Source organism: Pseudomonas sp. Pseusp49 (genome assembly GCF_059491875.1).
Genome location: NZ_CP168514.1, coordinates 2,798,222 through 2,815,414, shown reverse-complemented (window position 1 = coordinate 2,815,414; position 17,193 = coordinate 2,798,222). Strand labels below are relative to the sequence as shown.

The window sequence follows — 17,193 nt, the reverse complement described above, 5'->3', positions numbered from 1 at the left end:
AGCAGATTTCACCATGACCGACATATTGACCCTTGGTTTTGCCCTGCATGACAGCGCCCGGCTGATGCGCAAGCGGTTCGAGCAACGCGCGCGGCATGTGGGCCTCACTCGCTCGCAGTGGCAAGTGCTGGCCATGTTGTCGACCCACGAAGGCATCCATCAGAAGGGGCTCGCGGACCTGCTGGAACTGGAGTCGATCACCCTCGTGCGCCTGCTGGACAAAATGGCCGAGCGCGGTTTGGTCGAGCGACGTCGTCACCCCACGGACCGGCGCCTGTCCCTGCTGTTCTTGACGGAACAGGCCCACCCGCTCCTGGAGCTCATGCGCGACATGGGCCGGACGACTCGCCAGGAAGCCACCCGCGGATTCTCTGCCGAGGAGGAACAACTGCTGCTGCAGATGATGAAGCGGATGAGGTCGAATCTGATCGAAGCCTGCAGTCTTCCCGTCGAAGAGTCGGAGTCGTCGTCATGATTGAAAGACGCCTGTTCGTGCGCACCACGCTCTTTGCCTTGTTGCCCATCGCGCTGGTGGTCGGCGGTTACCTGTATGTCAGCGGCGGGCAGATCATTTCCACCGACAACGCCTACATACAGGCCGATCATGTCGGCGTCTCCACCGATGTCTCGGGGCTGGTCGCCTCGGTGGATGTCAAGGACAACCAGCGGGTCGTCAAGGGTCAGGTCCTGTTCACCCTGAAGCCCGAGCCCTTTGAGATTGCGTTGGCCAGTGCCAGGGCGCAGCTGAACAACGTGCGCAATCAGATCCTCAACCTCCAGGCCAATTACAGGCAAGCCCAGGCCGAGATCGACCAGGCGCAAATCGACCTCGCCTACTATCAGGCCAGCTTCCAGCGCCAGCAAACCCTGCTCAGCGTCTCTGCGGTGTCCAGAACCAACTACGACGATGCCAAGCACGCGCTGGACAGCACCCGGCAGAAAATCACGGTGGCCAGGGCCACGGCGCAAATGGTGCTGGCACAACTGGGCGGAACTATCGACACCCCCGTCGAGCAACAGTCCACCTATCTGATTGCCCAGGCCGCCGTCGACGAAGCCCGGCGCAACCTGGACAACTCGGTGGTCAGGGCTTCGTTCGACGGTGTCGTGACCAACGTCGATTCGCTGCAGGTCGGCTCCTACCTGCAGCCCCCCCAGTCGGGCATCAGCCTGGTGTCGGCCGATCACCTGTGGGTCGCTGCGTCCCCCAAGGAAACCGAGCTGACCCACATGAAACCCGGTCAGCCCGTCGAAATCAGCGTCGACAGCTACCCCGGCGTGCAGTGGCACGGCACCGTCGACAGCATCAGCCCGGCGTCGGGTTCAAGCTTCTCGCTGCTGCCGGCGCAAAACACCACGGGCAACTGGGTCAAGGTCGTGCAACGGATTCCGGTGCGCATCAGCATCGATGATGCCGGGGAAAAACCGCCGCTGCGCACCGGCATGAGTGTGCAGGCCGAGATCGATACCGGCTCGGCCCGTGGCCTGCCGCACCTGTTCTCGGGGCTGCTGGTAAGCAAGGCCCCGGCCCTGGCTCATGAGTAACCCGACGCCGACCGAACCGGTGACCCATCGCGGGATGATCACCGCCTGCGTCGTGCTGGCGGTGATCATGCAGGCGCTCGACACCACCATCGCCAACGTCGCCCTGCCCTACATGCAAGGCAGCATCTCGGCCAGTTCGGACCAGATCAACTGGGTGCTGACGTCCTACATCGTCGCCGCCGCAATCATGACCCCGCCGTCGGCCTTCCTGGCCCGGCGCTTCGGGCGCAAACGCGTGCTGCTGTGGGCGATTGTCGGCTTCGTGGTCTCGTCGATCCTGTGCGGCCTGGCGCAATCGCTGGAAGAAATCATCCTCGCCCGCCTGCTGCAGGGCCTGGCGGGCGCGGCGCTGGTGCCGCTGTCCCAGGGCATTCTGCTGGACATCTACAGCCTCAAGGAACGCGGTTCAGCCATGGCGCTGTTCGGCGTATCGGTGATGGTCGGCCCGGTGCTGGGGCCGATGCTTGGCGGCTGGTTGACGGAAAATTTCAGTTGGCGCTGGGTGTTCTTCATCAATTTGCCCATCGGTATGCTCGCGCTGGCCGGGATCGTCTATTACGTCAGCGAAACCACCACCGACACCTCGAGCCGCCTGGACTGGCTCGGCTTCGGCTCGCTGAGCGTGGCGATCATGGCCCTGCAACTGTTTCTCGACCGGGGCGAACAACTGGGCTGGTTCGCTTCCGGTGAAATCCTCGTCGAGGCCATAGTGGCCGCTGTCGCCCTGTATGTATTTCTGGTCCACACCTTCACCACCGACACACCCTTCATCAGCCCGCAGCTGTTCAAGGACCGCAATTTCTCGATCAGCGTCGTGTTTATCTTTATCGTCGGCATCACCTACCTGGCCTCACTGGCGCTGATGACCCCTTACCTGCAAACCCTGATGGGCTATCCGGTGCTGACCGCCGGCATGGTGATGGGCCCCCGTGGCCTGGGCACGATGCTGACCATGTTCCTCGCCGGCCGCCTGTTGGGCAAAGTCGATACCCGCCTGTTACTGCTGATTGGCCTGGGCTTGTCAGCCCTGTCGATGGGGCTGATGACCGGCTGGACGCCGGATGTGTCGATGCAAACCGTCATCTGGGTCGGCTTCATCCAGGGCACCAGCCTGGGCATGCTGTTCGTGCCATTGACCACGGTTGCCTTCGCGACCCTGCCCGCCTCCTTGCGCGCCGAAGGCACCGGGCTTTACAGCCTGTCGCGCAACGTCGGGTCCAGTGTCGGGATCTCCATCGTCACCGTGCTGCTGACCCAGAACATCCAGGCCAACCACGAGCAGATCGGCGCCTACGTCACGCCCTTCAACCGGGCTTTCGACGCGGGGTCGATCAAGAACTACCTGGACCCGATGGCCGCCTCCGGCCGCGCCGCCCTGGACGCGTTGGTCAACGTGCAAGCCAGCTGGATCGCCTACGTGGACGACTTCAAGCTGCTGATGCTGCTGTCACTGGCGGTCATGCCGTTGTTGCTGATCATCAAGACCCCGAAGACCCAGGCCAACGAAGCGCCGGCACCCGTGATGGAGTAAAGGCCGATCTTCATAAACGCAAAAACCGGGGCCCGCCCGGTTCTTGCGCCACTGGCGCCGCGTCAGACCTCGAAGTCGGTGGACAGCGCCAACGCTTTCCATTCGCTCAACTCCGCCTCCACAAAGCGGTTTTTCGCCTCGATACGTGCCACGGTGTCGCTGCCCAGCGCCAGGCGTTGTGGCGGGTTCGGCGCATTGACCAGCGCGAGCATCGCTTCGGCAAACTTCACCGGATCGCCCGGCTGCGCATGGTTGGCGCCTTCGGCAAACTGGCGCATCTTGCCGACGGTTTCCTCGTAGTCCGGCAGTTCCAGGGCGGTCTTGATCAGCGACTGCTCGTCCAGGAAGTCGGTGCGGAAGAACCCGGGCTCGACAACCGTCGCATGGATGCCCAGCGGCGCCAGCTCCTGATGCAATGCTTCGGTAATGCCCTCCACCGCAAACTTGGTGGAACCGTAGACGCCCCAGCCCATGTAGGCCTGATAGCCGCCGATCGACGAGATATTGATCACATGACCACTACGCTGGCGTCGCATGTGCGGCAGTACCGCGCGAGTGACGTTGAGCACGCCGAACACGTTGGTGGCGAACAGGCGCTGGGTTTCGCTGGCACTGGTCTCTTCCACAGCGCCCAGCACGCCGAAGCCGGCATTATTGATCAGCACGTCAATGCGCCCGAAACGCTTGATGCCTTCGGCGACCGCCTGATGCGCCTCCTCCTCGCGGGTAACGTCCAGCCGCACGGCGAGCAGGTTCGGGTGATCGCCCAAGCGATCAGTGATGTCTTGTGGTTGACGAGCGGTGGCAATCACAGCGTCGCCGGCACGCAGGGCGTGTTCTGCGATGAGGGTGCCAAAACCACGGGAAGCGCCAGTAATGAACCAGGTACGCATTTCAACTCCTCCTGTCAGCGACCCGAGCGTTGTTGCCGGGCCTTCTCGATGAGTTGATGCCACTTTAAGGCTGTGCTACTGATGTGATAATCCCAGCAATTTTGCATGACTTTGTGAAAGGCGCTCACAAATGAAATCCCCCTCCACCGCCGACCTGTCGATCTTCCTGTGCATCGCCCGGCACCTGAACTTCAGCCGGGCAGCGGTCGAACTGGGTCTGACGCCCTCGGCACTCAGTCACTCATTACGAGCGCTGGAGAATCGCCTGGGCGTACGCCTGTTCAATCGCACGACGCGCAGCGTGGCGCTGACCGACGCCGGGGAACGCCTTTTCGCACGGCTGAAACCAGCCTTCCGGGACATCGATGATGCCTTGGAAGACCTCAATAGCTTTCGCGACAAGCCCTCAGGGAACCTGCGCATGACGGCAGGCCGACAGGCCTGTGAGCTGGTGCTCTTGCCGATCGTCAGCCGGTTCCTCAAGGAGTATCCGGATATCCGCCTTGAGATCGTCGAAAGCGACGCCTTGGTCGACGTGGTGGCTGGCGGTTTTGATGCGGGGGTACGTTTCGGCAACCGTCTGGAAGCCGACATGGTCTCGCGGCCTGTCGGGCCGAACATGCGCTCGGTAGTCGTGGGCTCGCCGGCATTCTTCGAGCGACATGCCGCCCCCCGAAAACCCGAGGACTTGCATGGCATCCCGTGCATCCGCCATCGCTTCCCCAGCGGCGCGCTGTACCGCTGGGAATTCGAACGCGGCGCGATCACCCAGGAAATTGACGTCAGCGGCCCGCTCACGCTCGGCGATGTCAGCCTGATGATCGGCCCGGCATTGCAAGGTGTGGGGCTGGCCTACGTGTTCGAGGACATGGTCACCGCGTATCTGGCCGATGGCCGCCTGATCCAGGTGCTGGCCGATTGGTGCCCCTTTTACCCGGGCCTGCACCTGTATTACCCCAGCCGCCGCCATGTGCCCGCCGCGCTCAAGGCCTTCATCGACTTTGCCTGTACGGCTCGACACGCCACCGCCCGCGACGACTAAGCTTTTTGTAACCTCACCTCGTCCCTCAAGGAGCCATCCATGAGTGCCGCTGCCCTGTCCGAACTCGATGCCGCCCTGCCCGGCCTGACCCGCAAGATCCGCGTGCTCGAAGCGCTGTCCTGGCCCGATGGCGTCGAGGAGGACTTCCTGGCGAAATGGCGCAGCGGGCGGGCCACGCTGCCCAATGTCAAGTTACAGCCCCGCGACCACAGCGCCGACATCGCCGCCCTGGAAACCTTTATCAGCCATTGCGATGTGGGGCATCCGGCCGGGAATTTCCTGGCCCTGACCGCCCGTAGCTATGCCACGGCCGGGCAGATGCTGGGGGCCATGGGGACTCCCGCCTTTACCCAATACTCGTCAGCGCTGTACCGGCGTCCGGATTTCCATTACTCGCGCCTGCAACTGAGCATGCTCGACGCGGCCCGATTCTTCCTCCAGACCACCGACGCCCTGTTGGGGGGTGCACGCATTCCACCCTGCCCGGCCGAGATCCCGGCCAAGGTGTTCGCCGCCTGGATTCAACCGGAACTGGACCGTTTCTTCGGCGCCGGACAGATCACGGTCGTGCTCGATCCGAACCTGGCCGCCAAGGCCATCGCCGGATCGAGCCGCATTCGCCTGCGGGCCAGTGCGCTGTTCACGGAGCTGGACAAGCATCAGCTGTTGCAACACGAGGCCTTCGTGCATGTCGCCACCGCACAGAACGGCGCGCGGCAGCCCAACCTCACCAGCCTGGGCCTGGGCGCACCGCGCACAACCCAGACCCAGGAGGGCATTGCCACCCTGGCCGAACTGTTCACCGGCAGCATGGACATCAACCGCCTGCGTCGCCTGGCCCTGCGCGTGCTGGCCGTCCAGCAGGCGCTGGAGGGCGCCGATTTCATACAGGTCTTCGAAGGTTTTCTGGCGGCCGGGCAGACGCAGGAGGAATCCTTCCGCTCAACCCAACGGGTGTTCCGCGGCGCCGATCTGCGGGGCGGTTCAGCCTTTACCAAGGATGCCGCTTACCTGACCGGGCTGCTGGGCGTCCACACCCTGCTGCGCATTGCAATCCGCGATAACCGGCCGGAACTGATCGGGCATTTGTTTGCAGGGCGCCTGAGCCTGGCGGACACGGTACGCCTGGCGCCACTGTTCGAATCCGGCTGGCTCAAGGGACCGACGTACCTTCCGCCCTGGGCCTCTGATCTGCGCCTGCTGGCGGCGAACCTGGCCTTCTCGGCGTTCATTTCCCGGATCAAGCTGGATGTGCTGGACCTGGACGTGTTCATGGCATTTGCCGAAGAACACGAAAGCGACGCCAGCGCACACTGATCAGAATCAGGACCTGGATCACAGCGTTTCAAAGCCAGCCGGGGTCCTTCAAATGAGCTGCTACCATTAGGAAGCGGTGTCGAGGCGCAGCTCTGTGGCTTGCAGGGTCGGCTTTCACCTGCCAGGGATTGATCCACTCATTTCAAGCCTGACCACATGGGGGGTGCAATGCACATTCCATTACTTTACGCGTTGTCGGCCGTACTGTTGTTGAGCGGATCTTCCAGCCTGGCACTGGGTGCGGGTGAGACCGCTGCCGCACCGGCCCCGGCACCCGCCGCAGCCCCCGTACCGGCAAGTGCGGCCGATACGGCGCCCGTCGCCCCGGCGACCAAGGATCCGGTGTTCAACCAGGAACAGCTGGATCAGATGCTGGCGCCCATTGCGCTTTATCCTGACCCTCTGTTTGCACAGGTGCTGATGGCCACCACCTACCCCGGGGAAGTCGGCGAGGCCGTCAGCTGGTCCAAAGCGCACCCGGACGCCAAGGGTGACGACGCGGTCAAACAGGTGGCGAACCAGCCCTGGGACCCGAGCGTGCAGGCACTGGTCGCCTTCCCGCAGGTCCTGGCAACGCTTGGGCAGGACCCCGTGTGGGTGCAACGCCTGGGTGATGCCTTCCTGGCGCAGCCCGACGATGTCATGGAAAGCGCGCAACGTTTGCGTCGCCAGGCACAGGCAGCCGGCAATCTGCAGAGCAACCAGTATCAGAACGTGACGATCCAGAATGTCGCGGCGCCAGCACCTGCAACCACGAATGCGGCACCGGCAACGGCGCCAGCGCCTGCTGCGGAACCGGCGCCGGCCAGCAGCTCCACCATCATCATCCAGCCTGCCGATCCGCAGGTGGTGTACGTCCCCACGTATAACCCGACGACCACCTACGGCACCTGGCCCTACCCGGCGTCGCCGCCGGCGTACTATCCACCGCCACCGGCCTATTACCCTGGCCAGGCCCTGATGGCCGGACTCGCGTTTGGCGCCGGCGTGGCGATCATCGGATCGTTGTGGGGGGAATGTGACTGGGGCAATAACGACATCGACATCGACGTCAATCGCTACAACAACATCAATGGCAACAACCGGATCACCAACAACAAATGGCAGCACAACCCGGTGCACCGCAATGGCGTGCCCTATCGAGACAATGCCAGCCGCGCACAGTACGGCCGCCAACTCAACGGTGCCAGTCAGCGTGAAGCCTATCGCGGGGACACTGCCCAGCGCGCCCAGGCCCGTGAAAACGCCCGCAGTTCAATGGACAAGCACGGTATCGAACGACCTGCCACCAGCAACCGCGAAGCCCGTGACCAAACGCGCAAACTCCAGTCCGGGGCCGCGGACGGCAATCGGTTGCAGGCCGGTGCGGACAGGCCCAGGGCGGCTGACAGAGGCCAGGGTACCGCCAGGAACACCCGGGAAAATCAGCAGCCCAGGCCCCAGGCCCGCCAGGAACCCAGGAACCAGACCGCCCAGTTGAACCAGCGCCGGGAAGGCGCCGCGCAGACGCGGCAGGCGCCGAACAAACGACCGGCCGCCAGTGCCGGCAGTGCCCGCAACAATGCGTTCGCCGGCGCACGCTCACCGTCCCAGGCCAACGTCCAGGCCAATCGTGGCCGGGCCAGCCAGGCATCCGCCCATCGCCCCAGTGCCGCCCGCTCGGCCGGTCACCAGGTCAGTCGGCCGTCCAATCCACCAGCGCGTCAAAGGGGGGGCCGTCGTTGAAAAACCATCCTCGAGTGAAAGGACTCATGGGCTTGCTGCCTTCTGTCCTTGCGGTAGCTGCCGGCTTGTTGTGGTCGTGCATGGCGACGGCGCAGCAGGCCTTTCCAACCCCGGAAAAGGCTGCAGAAGCCTTGGTCCAGGCACTGGGTACGGAACACGCCGACCAGGCACGCCTGACGGAACTGCTCGGCAGTGACTGGCACAACTACGTCCCGCGTGAAGGCGTGCAGCGCAAAGACGTCGATGCGTTTTTGCAGCAATACCGCGAGCAACACCACATTGAAAAAAGCGGTGACAACAAGGGCATCCTGGCGGTCGGCCCCGATAACTGGACACTGCCGATCCCCCTGGTAAAAGTGGCGAACGGCTGGCGCTTCGACATGAAGGCCGGCAGTGCCGAGATCCGCGCACGCCAGATCGGCCGCAATGAACTCGACGCGGTGCAATCGGTGCTGGCCTATCACGACGCCCAGATGGACTATGCGTCAGTCGATCGGGACGGTGATGGCGCACTCGAATATGCGCAGAAAATCTTCAGCACCCCCGGCAAGCACGACGGACTCTATTGGGCACCGGACGATAGCGGCCAGATCAGCCCGCTGGGGCCTTCGTTCGGCAAAGCCATTGCCGACGAAGAATGGCATGGCTACCGCTTCCGCATCCTTCATGGCCAGGGGCCTTCGGCACCGGGTGGTGCCTACAGTTACCTCATCGGCGACAAGATGAGCCGCGGCTTTGCCCTGATTGCCTGGCCGGCGAAATACAACGACACCGGGGTGATGAGCTTCATGATCAGCCACGAAGGCCAGGTGTTCGAAAAAGACCTGGGGCCCGAAGGTGAAAAACTGGCGCTGGCGATGAAGCGCTTTGACCCGGATGACAGCTGGCAAGAGGTCGCGGCAGATCAGGATCAGGAGTAGCCCGCCGCAACCTGCTACGGGCTTGCAGAACTATTGAAACGACAGGACGAATCGCTCTTCGCGGCCCGGGCTGTCGTCACGGCCAGGTTGCTCAAGCTTGAATCCGCACCGGTCCAGTACCTTTCTGGAGCCCAGGTTTTCCTTGTAGGCATAGGCCACCAGTTGCGCAAGCCCCCAGCGCACCCGTGCCTGCTGGATCAGATGCCTCAGCGCCCGTGTTGCCAACCCCTGCCCGCACACGCGCTGATCGACCCGGTAGCCCACTTCGGCAGACCCCATCGCCAGGTCGATGCTTTTCAGATTGGCTCGACCAACGATTGCCTGGCTTGAGTCCTCGATGACAAACGGGTGCCAGGCGCCGCTGGCCAAACCCGACAGATAGCTATCGATATGATCGGCGACACCGCGCAACGAATAAAACGCAGGGTCGCGCGCATCGATATGCGATTCGAACCATTCACGGTTGCGGATTTCGAACGCCAGCAAAGCCTCAGCGTCAGTGGTTTTCAGCTCGCGAACATTAAACGATTCCATGCACTGCATCTCCTTTGCCTTGTCTCGAAACAGCGCAAGTCTATCGCATACCTGAACATCCCCGCCCTTCTTGAGCCTTGGCGACTTGCACTCAACATATGGATAAACGTATATTCGAATAACCATATGTACAGAGCCACGCCAATGCTCAATCCTGCCGTCGTATTCAAATGCCTGTCCGACGAAACCCGCGCCCGGGCCACTTTGCTCATCGCCCGTGAAGGCGAGTTATGCGTGTGTGAGCTGGTCTGCGCACTGGACGATAGCCAGCCGAAAATTTCCCGCCATCTTGCCCAGCTTCGCGGATGCGGCCTGCTTCTGGACCGTCGCCAGGGGCAATGGGTGTATTACCGGCTCAACCCTGATCTGCCCGCGTGGGTGCGTGATGTTCTGCAGACCACGCTGGCAGCGAACGCCGACTGGCTCAAGGACAACAGCACCCGCCTGAACGCCATGGGCGACCGCCCTCTCAACACTGCCGCCTGCTGCTGACCCTTCAACCGTCGAGAATCCACATGCTGACTGCGTTTTCCATTTTCCTGCTCACCATGGTGTTGGTCATCTGGCAACCCAAGGGTCTGGGCGTCGGTTGGAGCGCCGCCCTGGGCGCCGTTCTGGCCCTGCTGGCAGGCGTCGTGACGCTGCACGATATTCCGCTGGTGTGGGCCATTGTCTGGAACGCCACCGCAACGTTCATCTCGCTGATCATCATCAGCCTGTTGCTCGATGAGGCCGGGTTCTTCCAGTGGGCCGCCTTGCATGTGGCACGCTGGGCCAAGGGTGACGGACGACGCCTGTTCGTCTTCACGATACTGCTGGGGGCCGGCGTCTCCGCGTTGTTTGCCAATGACGGCGCCGCCCTGATCCTGACCCCCATCGTTGTTTCAATCCTGCTCGCGCTGCGTTTTTCGCCAGCGTCCACCCTCGCGTTCGTCATGGCGGCCGGCTTTATCGCCGACACGGCGAGCCTGCCCCTGGTGGTGTCCAACCTCGTCAACATCGTTTCGGCGGACTACTTCGACCTGGGGTTCAGCGAATACGCCGCCATCATGGTGCCGGTCAATCTGGTTGCCGTGGCGACCACCCTTGTGGTGCTGTACCGGTTTTTCCGCCGTGACATTCCCCGGCACTACGCGCTCGATGACGTGATGGATCCGCGACGCGCCGTGCGTGATCCCCTGACCTTCCGCGTCGGCTGGATCGTTCTGGCCCTGTTGTTGGTCGGGCTGTTTGCGCTGGAGCCCCTGGGCATTCCGGTCAGCGCCATCGCAGCGGTCTGTGCCGCGCTGCTGTTCGCCGTGGCGGCGCGCGGGCATGTGATTTCCACCCGCCGGGTGCTGCGTGAGGCGCCCTGGCAGGTCGTGATCTTTTCCCTGGGCATGTACCTGGTGGTGTACGGGCTGAAGAACGCCGGACTGACCACCTACATGACCATGGCCCTGAACCGCATGGCCGAGTTCGGCATCTGGGGCGCCGCGCTGGGCACCGGCCTGCTCACGGCCTTGCTGTCATCGGGCATGAACAACATGCCAACGGTGCTGGTGGGCGCACTGTCGATTCAGGCCAGTGACGCCACAGGCGTAGTGCGTGAAGCCATGATCTACGCCAACGTCATCGGCTCTGACCTGGGCCCCAAGATCACCCCCATCGGCAGCCTGGCCACCCTGCTCTGGCTGCATGTCCTGGAGCGCAAGGGCATCCGCATTACCTGGGGTTACTACTTCAAGGTCGGCGTGGTCCTGACCCTGCCGATCCTGCTCATCACCTTGTCTGCCCTGGCCTTGCGCCTGAGCGTATAGCCCTGTGCGACCGCAAAGAGGAGTCACCATGCGCGTTCTGTTTATGTGTACCGCCAACAGCTGTCGCAGCATCCTGTCCGAAGCCATGTTCAACCATCTCGCGCCAGAAGGCTTCGAGGCGATCAGTGCCGGCAGTTTCCCCAAGGGACAAGTGCTGCCCCGCAGCCTGAGCACCTTGCAAGAGGCCGGCATTGCCATCGACGGCTTGAGCAGCAAAGGCAACGAGGCTTTCGAAGCCAACCCGCCGGACATCGTCATCACGGTCTGCGACAAGGCTGCCGGCGAAGCGTGCCCGGTGTACTTCGGCCCGGCACTGAAAGCCCATTGGGGCCTGGAAGACCCCTCGGACATAAAGGGCGATGAGGCAAGGATAGCGGCGGCGTTCCACTCAACCCTGGCGCGCATCGAAACGCGCTGCCGGGCATTCCTCGAACTGCCTTTTGCACACCTTGACCGCGATGCATTGAAGCGCGAACTCGAACGCATCGGCACGCTTTGACCGGAGCCCTTATGACCCATTCCCTGCCCAATCTCGACACGGCACTGACCCCACCCATCGCCCATGGACACAACGACCTGCACAAACCACGCATCCTATTGTTATACGGTTCGACGCGTGCGCGGTCGTTCAGTCGCCTGCTGGTCGAGGAGGCAGCCCGGTTGCTCGAACACTTCGGCGCCGAGACGCGGATCTTCAATCCATCCGGCCTGCCGCTACCGGACGACGCGCCCTCCGATCACCCGAAAGTCCAGGAACTGCTCGAGCTGATGCAGTGGTCTGAAGGACAGGTCTGGTGCTCGCCAGAGCGCCACGGCTCCATGTCTGCGGTGTTCAAGGCGCAAATCGACTGGGTGCCGCTGGCGTTAGGGGCCATTCGCCCCACCCAGGGTAAAACCCTTGCGGTCATGCAAGTCTGCGGCGGCTCCCAGTCCTTCAATGTGGTGAATCAGCTTCGCGTGCTGGGACGCTGGATGCGCATGTTCACCATTCCCAATCAATCTTCCGTGCCAAAGGCTTTTCTGGAGTTTGACGACGCCAATCGCATGAAACCCTCATCGCTGTACGACAGGGTCGTAGACGTCATGGAGGAGCTGGTGAAATTTACCCTGCTGCTACGGGATCGCCCCGACCTGGTTGACCGCTACTCGGAACGCAAAGAGTCCGCGCAAGAACTGACTCAGCGCGTGAATCAGCGGTCGATCTGACAGTAGAGATTTGGCTCGATAGCCGAAAAAAAGTCGCAAACCCCATGACGTTTCAGGGCTTGCGACTCTTTGCCGATACGTCCCTCAAGCTCCCGGGACGTTTTCTACGGTTTGCCTGCCGTGTTCATTGCCGAACGTGCAGGCTCAGTTCTCTACCTCGACCGCGTCGAAATCCGCTTCGTCAGGAGCATCCGCCACATCCCTTCTGGCGTCCTTCGCCTCAACTTTGGCGGCCTCTCTGGCTGCCTTCGCCTCGGCTTTGGCGGCGTCCCGAGCGTCATCCGCGGTAGCCCGGGCAGCATCCCGGGCGGCATCTGCGTCGGCCTTGGCCGCGTCCCTCGCAGCATCCGCAGCGGCACGGGCAGCGTCTCTGGCAGCATCTGCGTCATCGTCCGCTACGCCAGCCGCTCTTGCGGCATCCCGGGCGGCATCTGCTTCAGCCCTGGCGGCGTCCCGGGCGGCATCTGCAGTTGCTTTTGCCGCATCACGAGCGGCATCAGCAGTCGCTCTGGCCGCGTCCCGGGCGGCATTGGCATCAGCCCTTGCAGCGTCCCTGGCTGCATCCGCGGCATCGTTGTCAGCGTCGTCCGCGTCGTTGTCATGGGCATTGCCCGGACCTTTGTTCCCGGCTACACCACCATGGTCAGCGTCGCCGCGTCCCGGGCCTCCATGACCATCACCGTCATGGCCTGCGGCACCATGATCGCCACCCTCTCCTCCATGGCCGCCGGCACCGTGACCGCCGTCACCGCCACCGTGACCACCAGCGCCGTTTCCGCCACCGCCATTACCGCCACCGTGACCACCACCGCCTCCACCGCCTCCACCGCTGCCGCCATCCTTGGCATACACGCTGGAGAAACTACCGATGTAATCGGGCACCAGGACAGTCGATGCCGACAGGACGCCACCGATGGCCAGAGCCAATAAACATTTCTTGAGCAGCATGATGCACCTCCGCATGGAGTTGCGAACCCATCTCCGTATCGAACGCAATGTCCAGTGAGTTCCCGGCCGCCCCTTGGAGCAGCCGGCCAACCGGCACAGCCGTCAATCTGCAACATTGACGAGCTATTGCGGTATACGCACGATCCCTCAGAGCCAGTTGGCATCGTTGCGTGGGAAACATTCCCACATATTTTTTTGGATAAGTGCTTTCAGCCCGAGTTCAAAAAAATAGAATCAGCACTGACGCATGGGTTGAGCAATAACCCCGGCTCACAGCAACCAAGCTGCCAAGCTGCCCGCAGCAACGAGCCAGACCAATACAACAATCACCGCAGCAATTCTGTTCGCTGGCCGCTTCTTGTGGCTTTTCTCCCACTCACTCGCTTTGAACCGGCACTCCTCGAGCACCTGCGCAGGCATCAAGCGAATAGCGAGCAGAATGCCAAGCGGCAAAATAATCACATCGTCCAGATACCCAAGCACAGGAATGAAATCGGGGATGAGGTCGATTGGACTCAGTGCATACGCCACGACAAAAACCGAAATCCATTTGGGTAACCAGGGGGTTTGCGGATGCTGAAAGCAAAACCAGAGGACCATCGTTTCCCGTTTCAGGTTTCTGGCCCAGGCACGTAAACGATCAAGCATGTGGTTCATATCGGCTTCGTCCGTACTTGAGGGAGCGTGCCTGCGAGCGTAGCGCCTTGGGTGATTGACAGCCATGAGTCGAGAGGGCTGCAGCCAAAAGCAGCCAGCCGTGACCGGCATGGAACGGCCAAAAGCGGTCGCTCCCGACGTTCATAAAGAACCACATGCAGCCTGTCCATCAGAAAGGAAGGGGCCTGTCCTGGACGACCCGTTTCATGACGAGCGTCGAGGTCAGCCGTTGCACGTTGGGTAACGTCGAGAGGCTCTCATCGTAAAGTCTCTGAAAGGCAGGCAGATCCTGGGTTACCACGTGCAGCAGGTAGTCCGGCTCCCCAAACAGACGCTGGGCATCGACCACCTGGGGTATTTCGACGAGCGCCGTCTCGAAAGCTTCTACAGCTTGCCTGTCACCCTCCCGAAGTGTGGCAAACACCATGGCGGAAAAGTTCAGGCCGAGTGCGCCAGGGTCCAGTCGTGCGCGATAACCCAGCAACACTCCAGACTCCTCCAAGGCCCTGACTCGCCGATGGCACGGGGAAAGGCTCAGGCCCACGCGCTCGGCCAGTTCGGTGACCGACAGGCGACCATCCTTTTGTAGCTCGGAAAGAATTTTTCGATCAATCCTGTCCATATAGAAGAATCTCCCAAACAGAGCCGTTTTGATGACCATCTTTGAAAGTAAATTCTAACAAGATTTCATTATTCTTCCTTCAATCATTCATTGCCGCGCAGCGCTGGAAACGATGCAGATGCGGCCTTTGACTCAAGGAGCAGGTAGCGCCATGACCTTTAGCGTTTTCGTTGCGTTCTGGGCTGTATCGATTCTGTTCATCATCACGCCGGGCGCCGATTGGGCCTACGCGATTTCGGCAGGGCTGAAGCATCGAGTCGTCCTGCCCGCAGTGGGCGGTCTGTTATCCGGCCATTTGATCGCCACCATGATTGTTGCCGGCGGTGTGGGCACATTGGTCGCCAACCATCCTGTGGCCTTGTCGGGGCTTACGGTTGCCGGAGCGGGTTACCTGCTTTGGTTGGGCGCCAACATGCTTGCCCGCCCTTCTACACCTCACGCGGATGAAACTCAGGCGTCGGGCTCATGGAAGCGCTGGGCGCTCAAGGGGCTTTGCGTGAGCGGACTGAATCCGAAAGTGTTCCTGCTATTCCTGGCGCTCTTGCCTCAATTTGCCGACGCGACTGCTCCCTGGCCCGTACCGATGCAAATGATTGCGTTGGGACTCGTCCACACTGTCAGTTGTGGCGTGATCTACCTGCTGGTCGGATTTGGCTCGCAAGTCATTCTTCGGGCGCGCCCTGCGGCCGCTCAAAGAGTCAGCCGATTTTCTGGAGCCGCCATGATCATCATCGCGCTGGTGCTGCTGATCGAACAGACCCGCGGCTGATCCTTGATCGGCAATGCATTTTGCGTTTTAGCCCCTGCTTCACCGCTACCATGGAGCGCTTATGAAAAGCCCGAGAGAACGTGCCGCCGATGGTCTCCAGGTCGGTGACCGATTCACCATAGTCCGCTGTTTTACAGAGGATGACATTCGTCAGTTCGCGCAAATCTCTCGAGACTACAACCCCGTTCACTGCGATGCGCGCTACGCGCAACTGCGCAGGTTCAAGGCGCCCATTGCCCATGGCCTTCTGACCGCCAGCCTCGTCACCGAAATTGGCGGGCAAATCGGCTGGCTGGCGACAGGGATGAGTTTCCAGTTCAAGCATCCCGTTTACGCGGGAGAACAGATCACCTGCCATTGGCTCGTCACTGACATCGATGAGCGGGGTCGCGCAAAAGCCGAAGTCATGATTTTCAACGCAGAAGGAGTCACTGTAGTGGAGGCGACAACCTCGGGTGTACTGCCGGGAACTGAAGAGCGCGAACGCCTCAAACAAATGCTTGCCGAGGGAGATCCCCAACAAGGTGCGGTCGTCATCAATGACGCACAGCCAGCCCCTTGGAGGATTACAACGCCATAAACTTGAACCCCCACAGGGCCGCCATACCAACCGCCAGTGTCAGGACTGTACTTCGAGTCTTCCAGGCGATCCATGCAGCGATAATAGCCGCGGGAATCTGGGGATTGGCGAACGCAAATTCACCCTGTCCATTGGGGTACACCACCGAGGGTGAAACCAGAGCTGCCAGCACGCTGGCCGGCACATACACCAAGGCTCGACTCAGCAGCGTGGGAATTCGCCACCGGCCATAAAGCTCGACAAAAGAAAGACGCATGACAAAGGTTCCGATGCCGACCGCCAGAAACATCCCCCACAAAGACAAATCACTCATGGGGTTTCCCTCTCGACGTGACTGGCTGAAGCACTGCTCAAGTTTTTTTTGCCGGTGCTTTCAATCAATAACCCTGCAATGACTCCACCCAGGGAAGCCGTTACCAACCCAAGGTTGTAGGGCAAACTTACCGCTGACACTGCAATCAGCCCCCCTGTTACCGCCGCCCCCAAGCTCGCCGCACCGCGTATGCCCGGAACGAGTAGCGCTAGAAACGAAAGGGGTACAGCAAAGCTCAACGACCAGGTCTCAGGAATGCTTGCGCCCAGATACACCCCTGCAAACACTGATAGCTGCCAGGTCAGCCACATGGCAACCGCTGTCCCGGCATAAAAATAGGGTGCGAACCGCCCCAGTTCACCTGACGAAAACTTCAGCGTGCAAAGCGCATAGGACTGGTCAGAAAGCAGGTAGGACACCGGCCACGTCCAGCGACGAGGCAAGTGGTGCAGATGAGGGGCTAACGAAGCGCTGTACATGATAAAGCGCAAGTTGATGATCAAGGCCGTGACCACAATCGTCACAGGCAAGGCGCCATTTTGCAGTAGCTGGAGTGCAACCAGCTGGGCGGACCCCGAGTAGAAGAGCAATGTCATTCCCATGCTCATGCCTGGCGACATGCCCATCTCGATCGCCATGACCCCAGTGATCAAGCCGAATGGAACGACACCGGGAGTCAATGGGATGAGCGTTCGAACGCCCTTTAAAAAAGCTTCTGTTGCTGTTCGGTATGTCATGTCGTGTCCTTCAGTCAAACTTTGGCTACACCCTTGCAAGCCGGAATCTAATTGC

The 17,193-nt window shown here is 61.5% G+C and carries 20 protein-coding genes; 13 read left to right on the top strand and 7 right to left on the bottom strand.

Annotation, left to right across the window (positions count from 1 at the left end):
- Positions 1-13 precede the first annotated feature (13 nt).
- The 3 genes from ACEN83_RS12760 to ACEN83_RS12750 are packed head-to-tail and all read left to right on the top strand — an operon-like array spanning position 14 to position 3,076.
- Complete coding sequence (locus tag ACEN83_RS12760) at positions 14-475, top strand: MarR family winged helix-turn-helix transcriptional regulator (protein WP_116582715.1); 462 nt, start codon at positions 14-16, stop codon at positions 473-475.
- Positions 472-1,545, top strand: a complete 1,074-nt coding sequence (locus tag ACEN83_RS12755; protein ID WP_495580498.1) for an HlyD family secretion protein — start codon at positions 472-474, stop codon at positions 1,543-1,545. Before ACEN83_RS12760 ends, ACEN83_RS12755 begins: the two co-directional genes overlap by 4 nt.
- Complete coding sequence (locus tag ACEN83_RS12750; protein WP_495580497.1) at positions 1,538-3,076, top strand: DHA2 family efflux MFS transporter permease subunit; 1,539 nt, start codon at positions 1,538-1,540, stop codon at positions 3,074-3,076. Before ACEN83_RS12755 ends, ACEN83_RS12750 begins: the two co-directional genes overlap by 8 nt.
- A 62-nt stretch (positions 3,077-3,138) precedes the next feature.
- Here ACEN83_RS12750 and ACEN83_RS12745 read toward each other — a convergent pair whose 3' ends face one another.
- Positions 3,139-3,969, bottom strand: coding sequence for an oxidoreductase (locus ACEN83_RS12745; RefSeq protein ID WP_495580496.1), 831 nt, complete (start codon positions 3,967-3,969; stop codon positions 3,139-3,141).
- A gap of 130 nt (positions 3,970-4,099) precedes the next feature.
- Here ACEN83_RS12745 and ACEN83_RS12740 point away from each other — a divergent pair, with 130 nt between their 5' ends.
- The 4 genes from ACEN83_RS12740 to ACEN83_RS12725 all read left to right on the top strand — a co-directional run bounded on the left by ACEN83_RS12740 (position 4,100) and on the right by ACEN83_RS12725 (position 8,973).
- Positions 4,100-5,011, top strand: coding sequence for a LysR family transcriptional regulator (locus ACEN83_RS12740; protein ID WP_495580495.1), 912 nt, complete (start codon positions 4,100-4,102; stop codon positions 5,009-5,011).
- Between the two features lie 39 nt (positions 5,012-5,050).
- Positions 5,051-6,328 (top strand): peptidase MATCAP family protein, encoded by a 1,278-nt coding sequence (locus ACEN83_RS12735; protein ID WP_495580494.1) that lies wholly within the window; start codon positions 5,051-5,053, stop codon positions 6,326-6,328.
- Between the two features lie 168 nt (positions 6,329-6,496).
- On the top strand, positions 6,497-8,053 hold the full coding sequence (locus ACEN83_RS12730) for a DUF3300 domain-containing protein (RefSeq protein ID WP_495580493.1): 1,557 nt from the start codon (positions 6,497-6,499) through the stop codon (positions 8,051-8,053).
- A 26-nt stretch (positions 8,054-8,079) separates the two neighbouring features.
- Complete coding sequence (locus ACEN83_RS12725; protein ID WP_495580492.1) at positions 8,080-8,973, top strand: DUF2950 domain-containing protein; 894 nt, start codon at positions 8,080-8,082, stop codon at positions 8,971-8,973.
- A 30-nt stretch (positions 8,974-9,003) separates the two neighbouring features.
- Here the strand turns inward: ACEN83_RS12725 and ACEN83_RS12720 are convergent, their stop codons facing one another.
- On the bottom strand, positions 9,004-9,507 hold the full coding sequence (locus ACEN83_RS12720; protein ID WP_495580491.1) for a GNAT family N-acetyltransferase: 504 nt from the start codon (positions 9,505-9,507) through the stop codon (positions 9,004-9,006).
- A gap of 144 nt (positions 9,508-9,651) precedes the next feature.
- Between ACEN83_RS12720 and ACEN83_RS12715 the strand changes: the two genes are divergently transcribed.
- The 4 genes from ACEN83_RS12715 to arsH are packed head-to-tail and all read left to right on the top strand — an operon-like array spanning position 9,652 to position 12,512.
- Positions 9,652-9,999 (top strand): metalloregulator ArsR/SmtB family transcription factor, encoded by a 348-nt coding sequence (locus tag ACEN83_RS12715; protein WP_495580490.1) that lies wholly within the window; start codon positions 9,652-9,654, stop codon positions 9,997-9,999.
- A gap of 23 nt (positions 10,000-10,022) precedes the next feature.
- Positions 10,023-11,306 carry an arsenic transporter gene (locus tag ACEN83_RS12710; RefSeq protein WP_495580489.1) on the top strand — a complete coding sequence of 428 codons (1,284 nt, stop codon included), beginning with the start codon at positions 10,023-10,025 and terminating at the stop codon, positions 11,304-11,306.
- 28 nt (positions 11,307-11,334) lie between these two features.
- On the top strand, positions 11,335-11,805 hold the full coding sequence (locus ACEN83_RS12705; protein WP_495580488.1) for an arsenate reductase ArsC: 471 nt from the start codon (positions 11,335-11,337) through the stop codon (positions 11,803-11,805).
- A gap of 11 nt (positions 11,806-11,816) precedes the next feature.
- A complete protein-coding gene (gene arsH, locus ACEN83_RS12700; protein WP_495580487.1) occupies positions 11,817-12,512 on the top strand; it encodes an arsenical resistance protein ArsH in 696 nt (231 codons plus the stop codon).
- 144 nt (positions 12,513-12,656) lie between these two features.
- Here the strand turns inward: arsH and ACEN83_RS12695 are convergent, their stop codons facing one another.
- The 3 genes from ACEN83_RS12695 to ACEN83_RS12685 all read right to left on the bottom strand — a co-directional run bounded on the left by ACEN83_RS12695 (position 12,657) and on the right by ACEN83_RS12685 (position 14,739).
- Entirely contained in the window at positions 12,657-13,460 is an 804-nt protein-coding gene (locus ACEN83_RS12695; RefSeq protein WP_495580486.1) for a hypothetical protein, read from the bottom strand.
- A 270-nt stretch (positions 13,461-13,730) separates the two neighbouring features.
- Positions 13,731-14,117, bottom strand: coding sequence for a YkvA family protein (locus ACEN83_RS12690; protein WP_495580485.1), 387 nt, complete (start codon positions 14,115-14,117; stop codon positions 13,731-13,733).
- Between the two features lie 169 nt (positions 14,118-14,286).
- Positions 14,287-14,739: an Lrp/AsnC family transcriptional regulator gene (locus ACEN83_RS12685; RefSeq protein WP_095967251.1), complete on the bottom strand. Its 453-nt coding sequence runs from the start codon at positions 14,737-14,739 to the stop codon at positions 14,287-14,289.
- A 151-nt stretch (positions 14,740-14,890) separates the two neighbouring features.
- Between ACEN83_RS12685 and ACEN83_RS12680 the strand changes: the two genes are divergently transcribed.
- Together ACEN83_RS12680 and ACEN83_RS12675 are read left to right on the top strand one after the other, a co-directional pair.
- On the top strand, positions 14,891-15,508 hold the full coding sequence (locus ACEN83_RS12680; protein WP_495580484.1) for a LysE family translocator: 618 nt from the start codon (positions 14,891-14,893) through the stop codon (positions 15,506-15,508).
- Positions 15,509-15,569: 61 nt separating this feature from the next.
- On the top strand, positions 15,570-16,088 hold the full coding sequence (locus tag ACEN83_RS12675) for a MaoC family dehydratase (RefSeq protein WP_495580483.1): 519 nt from the start codon (positions 15,570-15,572) through the stop codon (positions 16,086-16,088).
- On the opposite strand, the gene ACEN83_RS12670 is transcribed toward ACEN83_RS12675, so the two are convergent.
- Both ACEN83_RS12670 and ACEN83_RS12665 read right to left on the bottom strand, forming a co-directional pair.
- Complete coding sequence (locus ACEN83_RS12670; RefSeq protein WP_116582701.1) at positions 16,075-16,401, bottom strand: AzlD domain-containing protein; 327 nt, start codon at positions 16,399-16,401, stop codon at positions 16,075-16,077. The two genes, ACEN83_RS12675 and ACEN83_RS12670, sit on opposite strands and share 14 nt — an antisense overlap.
- Positions 16,398-17,138, bottom strand: a complete 741-nt coding sequence (locus tag ACEN83_RS12665; RefSeq protein ID WP_495580482.1) for an AzlC family ABC transporter permease — start codon at positions 17,136-17,138, stop codon at positions 16,398-16,400. The genes ACEN83_RS12670 and ACEN83_RS12665 overlap by 4 nt, the downstream gene beginning before the upstream one ends.
- Positions 17,139-17,193 lie beyond the last annotated feature (55 nt).

What these genes read in the sequence shown, in the direction of transcription:
- ACEN83_RS12760 (WP_116582715.1), top strand. Translation starts at nt 14, where the DNA reads ATGACCGACATATTGACCCTTGGTTTTGCCCTGCATGACAGCGCCCGG.
- ACEN83_RS12755 (WP_495580498.1), top strand. Translation starts at nt 472, where the DNA reads ATGATTGAAAGACGCCTGTTCGTGCGCACCACGCTCTTTGCCTTGTTG.
- ACEN83_RS12750 (WP_495580497.1), top strand. Translation starts at nt 1,538, where the DNA reads ATGAGTAACCCGACGCCGACCGAACCGGTGACCCATCGCGGGATGATC.
- ACEN83_RS12745 (WP_495580496.1), bottom strand. Translation starts at nt 3,969, where the DNA reads ATGCGTACCTGGTTCATTACTGGCGCTTCCCGTGGTTTTGGCACCCTC.
- ACEN83_RS12740 (WP_495580495.1), top strand. Translation starts at nt 4,100, where the DNA reads ATGAAATCCCCCTCCACCGCCGACCTGTCGATCTTCCTGTGCATCGCC.
- ACEN83_RS12735 (WP_495580494.1), top strand. Translation starts at nt 5,051, where the DNA reads ATGAGTGCCGCTGCCCTGTCCGAACTCGATGCCGCCCTGCCCGGCCTG.
- ACEN83_RS12730 (WP_495580493.1), top strand. Translation starts at nt 6,497, where the DNA reads ATGCACATTCCATTACTTTACGCGTTGTCGGCCGTACTGTTGTTGAGC.
- ACEN83_RS12725 (WP_495580492.1), top strand. Translation starts at nt 8,080, where the DNA reads ATGGGCTTGCTGCCTTCTGTCCTTGCGGTAGCTGCCGGCTTGTTGTGG.
- ACEN83_RS12720 (WP_495580491.1), bottom strand. Translation starts at nt 9,507, where the DNA reads ATGGAATCGTTTAATGTTCGCGAGCTGAAAACCACTGACGCTGAGGCT.
- ACEN83_RS12715 (WP_495580490.1), top strand. Translation starts at nt 9,652, where the DNA reads ATGCTCAATCCTGCCGTCGTATTCAAATGCCTGTCCGACGAAACCCGC.
- ACEN83_RS12710 (WP_495580489.1), top strand. Translation starts at nt 10,023, where the DNA reads ATGCTGACTGCGTTTTCCATTTTCCTGCTCACCATGGTGTTGGTCATC.
- ACEN83_RS12705 (WP_495580488.1), top strand. Translation starts at nt 11,335, where the DNA reads ATGCGCGTTCTGTTTATGTGTACCGCCAACAGCTGTCGCAGCATCCTG.
- arsH (WP_495580487.1), top strand. Translation starts at nt 11,817, where the DNA reads ATGACCCATTCCCTGCCCAATCTCGACACGGCACTGACCCCACCCATC.
- ACEN83_RS12695 (WP_495580486.1), bottom strand. Translation starts at nt 13,460, where the DNA reads ATGCTGCTCAAGAAATGTTTATTGGCTCTGGCCATCGGTGGCGTCCTG.
- ACEN83_RS12690 (WP_495580485.1), bottom strand. Translation starts at nt 14,117, where the DNA reads ATGAACCACATGCTTGATCGTTTACGTGCCTGGGCCAGAAACCTGAAA.
- ACEN83_RS12685 (WP_095967251.1), bottom strand. Translation starts at nt 14,739, where the DNA reads ATGGACAGGATTGATCGAAAAATTCTTTCCGAGCTACAAAAGGATGGT.
- ACEN83_RS12680 (WP_495580484.1), top strand. Translation starts at nt 14,891, where the DNA reads ATGACCTTTAGCGTTTTCGTTGCGTTCTGGGCTGTATCGATTCTGTTC.
- ACEN83_RS12675 (WP_495580483.1), top strand. Translation starts at nt 15,570, where the DNA reads ATGAAAAGCCCGAGAGAACGTGCCGCCGATGGTCTCCAGGTCGGTGAC.
- ACEN83_RS12670 (WP_116582701.1), bottom strand. Translation starts at nt 16,401, where the DNA reads ATGAGTGATTTGTCTTTGTGGGGGATGTTTCTGGCGGTCGGCATCGGA.
- ACEN83_RS12665 (WP_495580482.1), bottom strand. Translation starts at nt 17,138, where the DNA reads ATGACATACCGAACAGCAACAGAAGCTTTTTTAAAGGGCGTTCGAACG.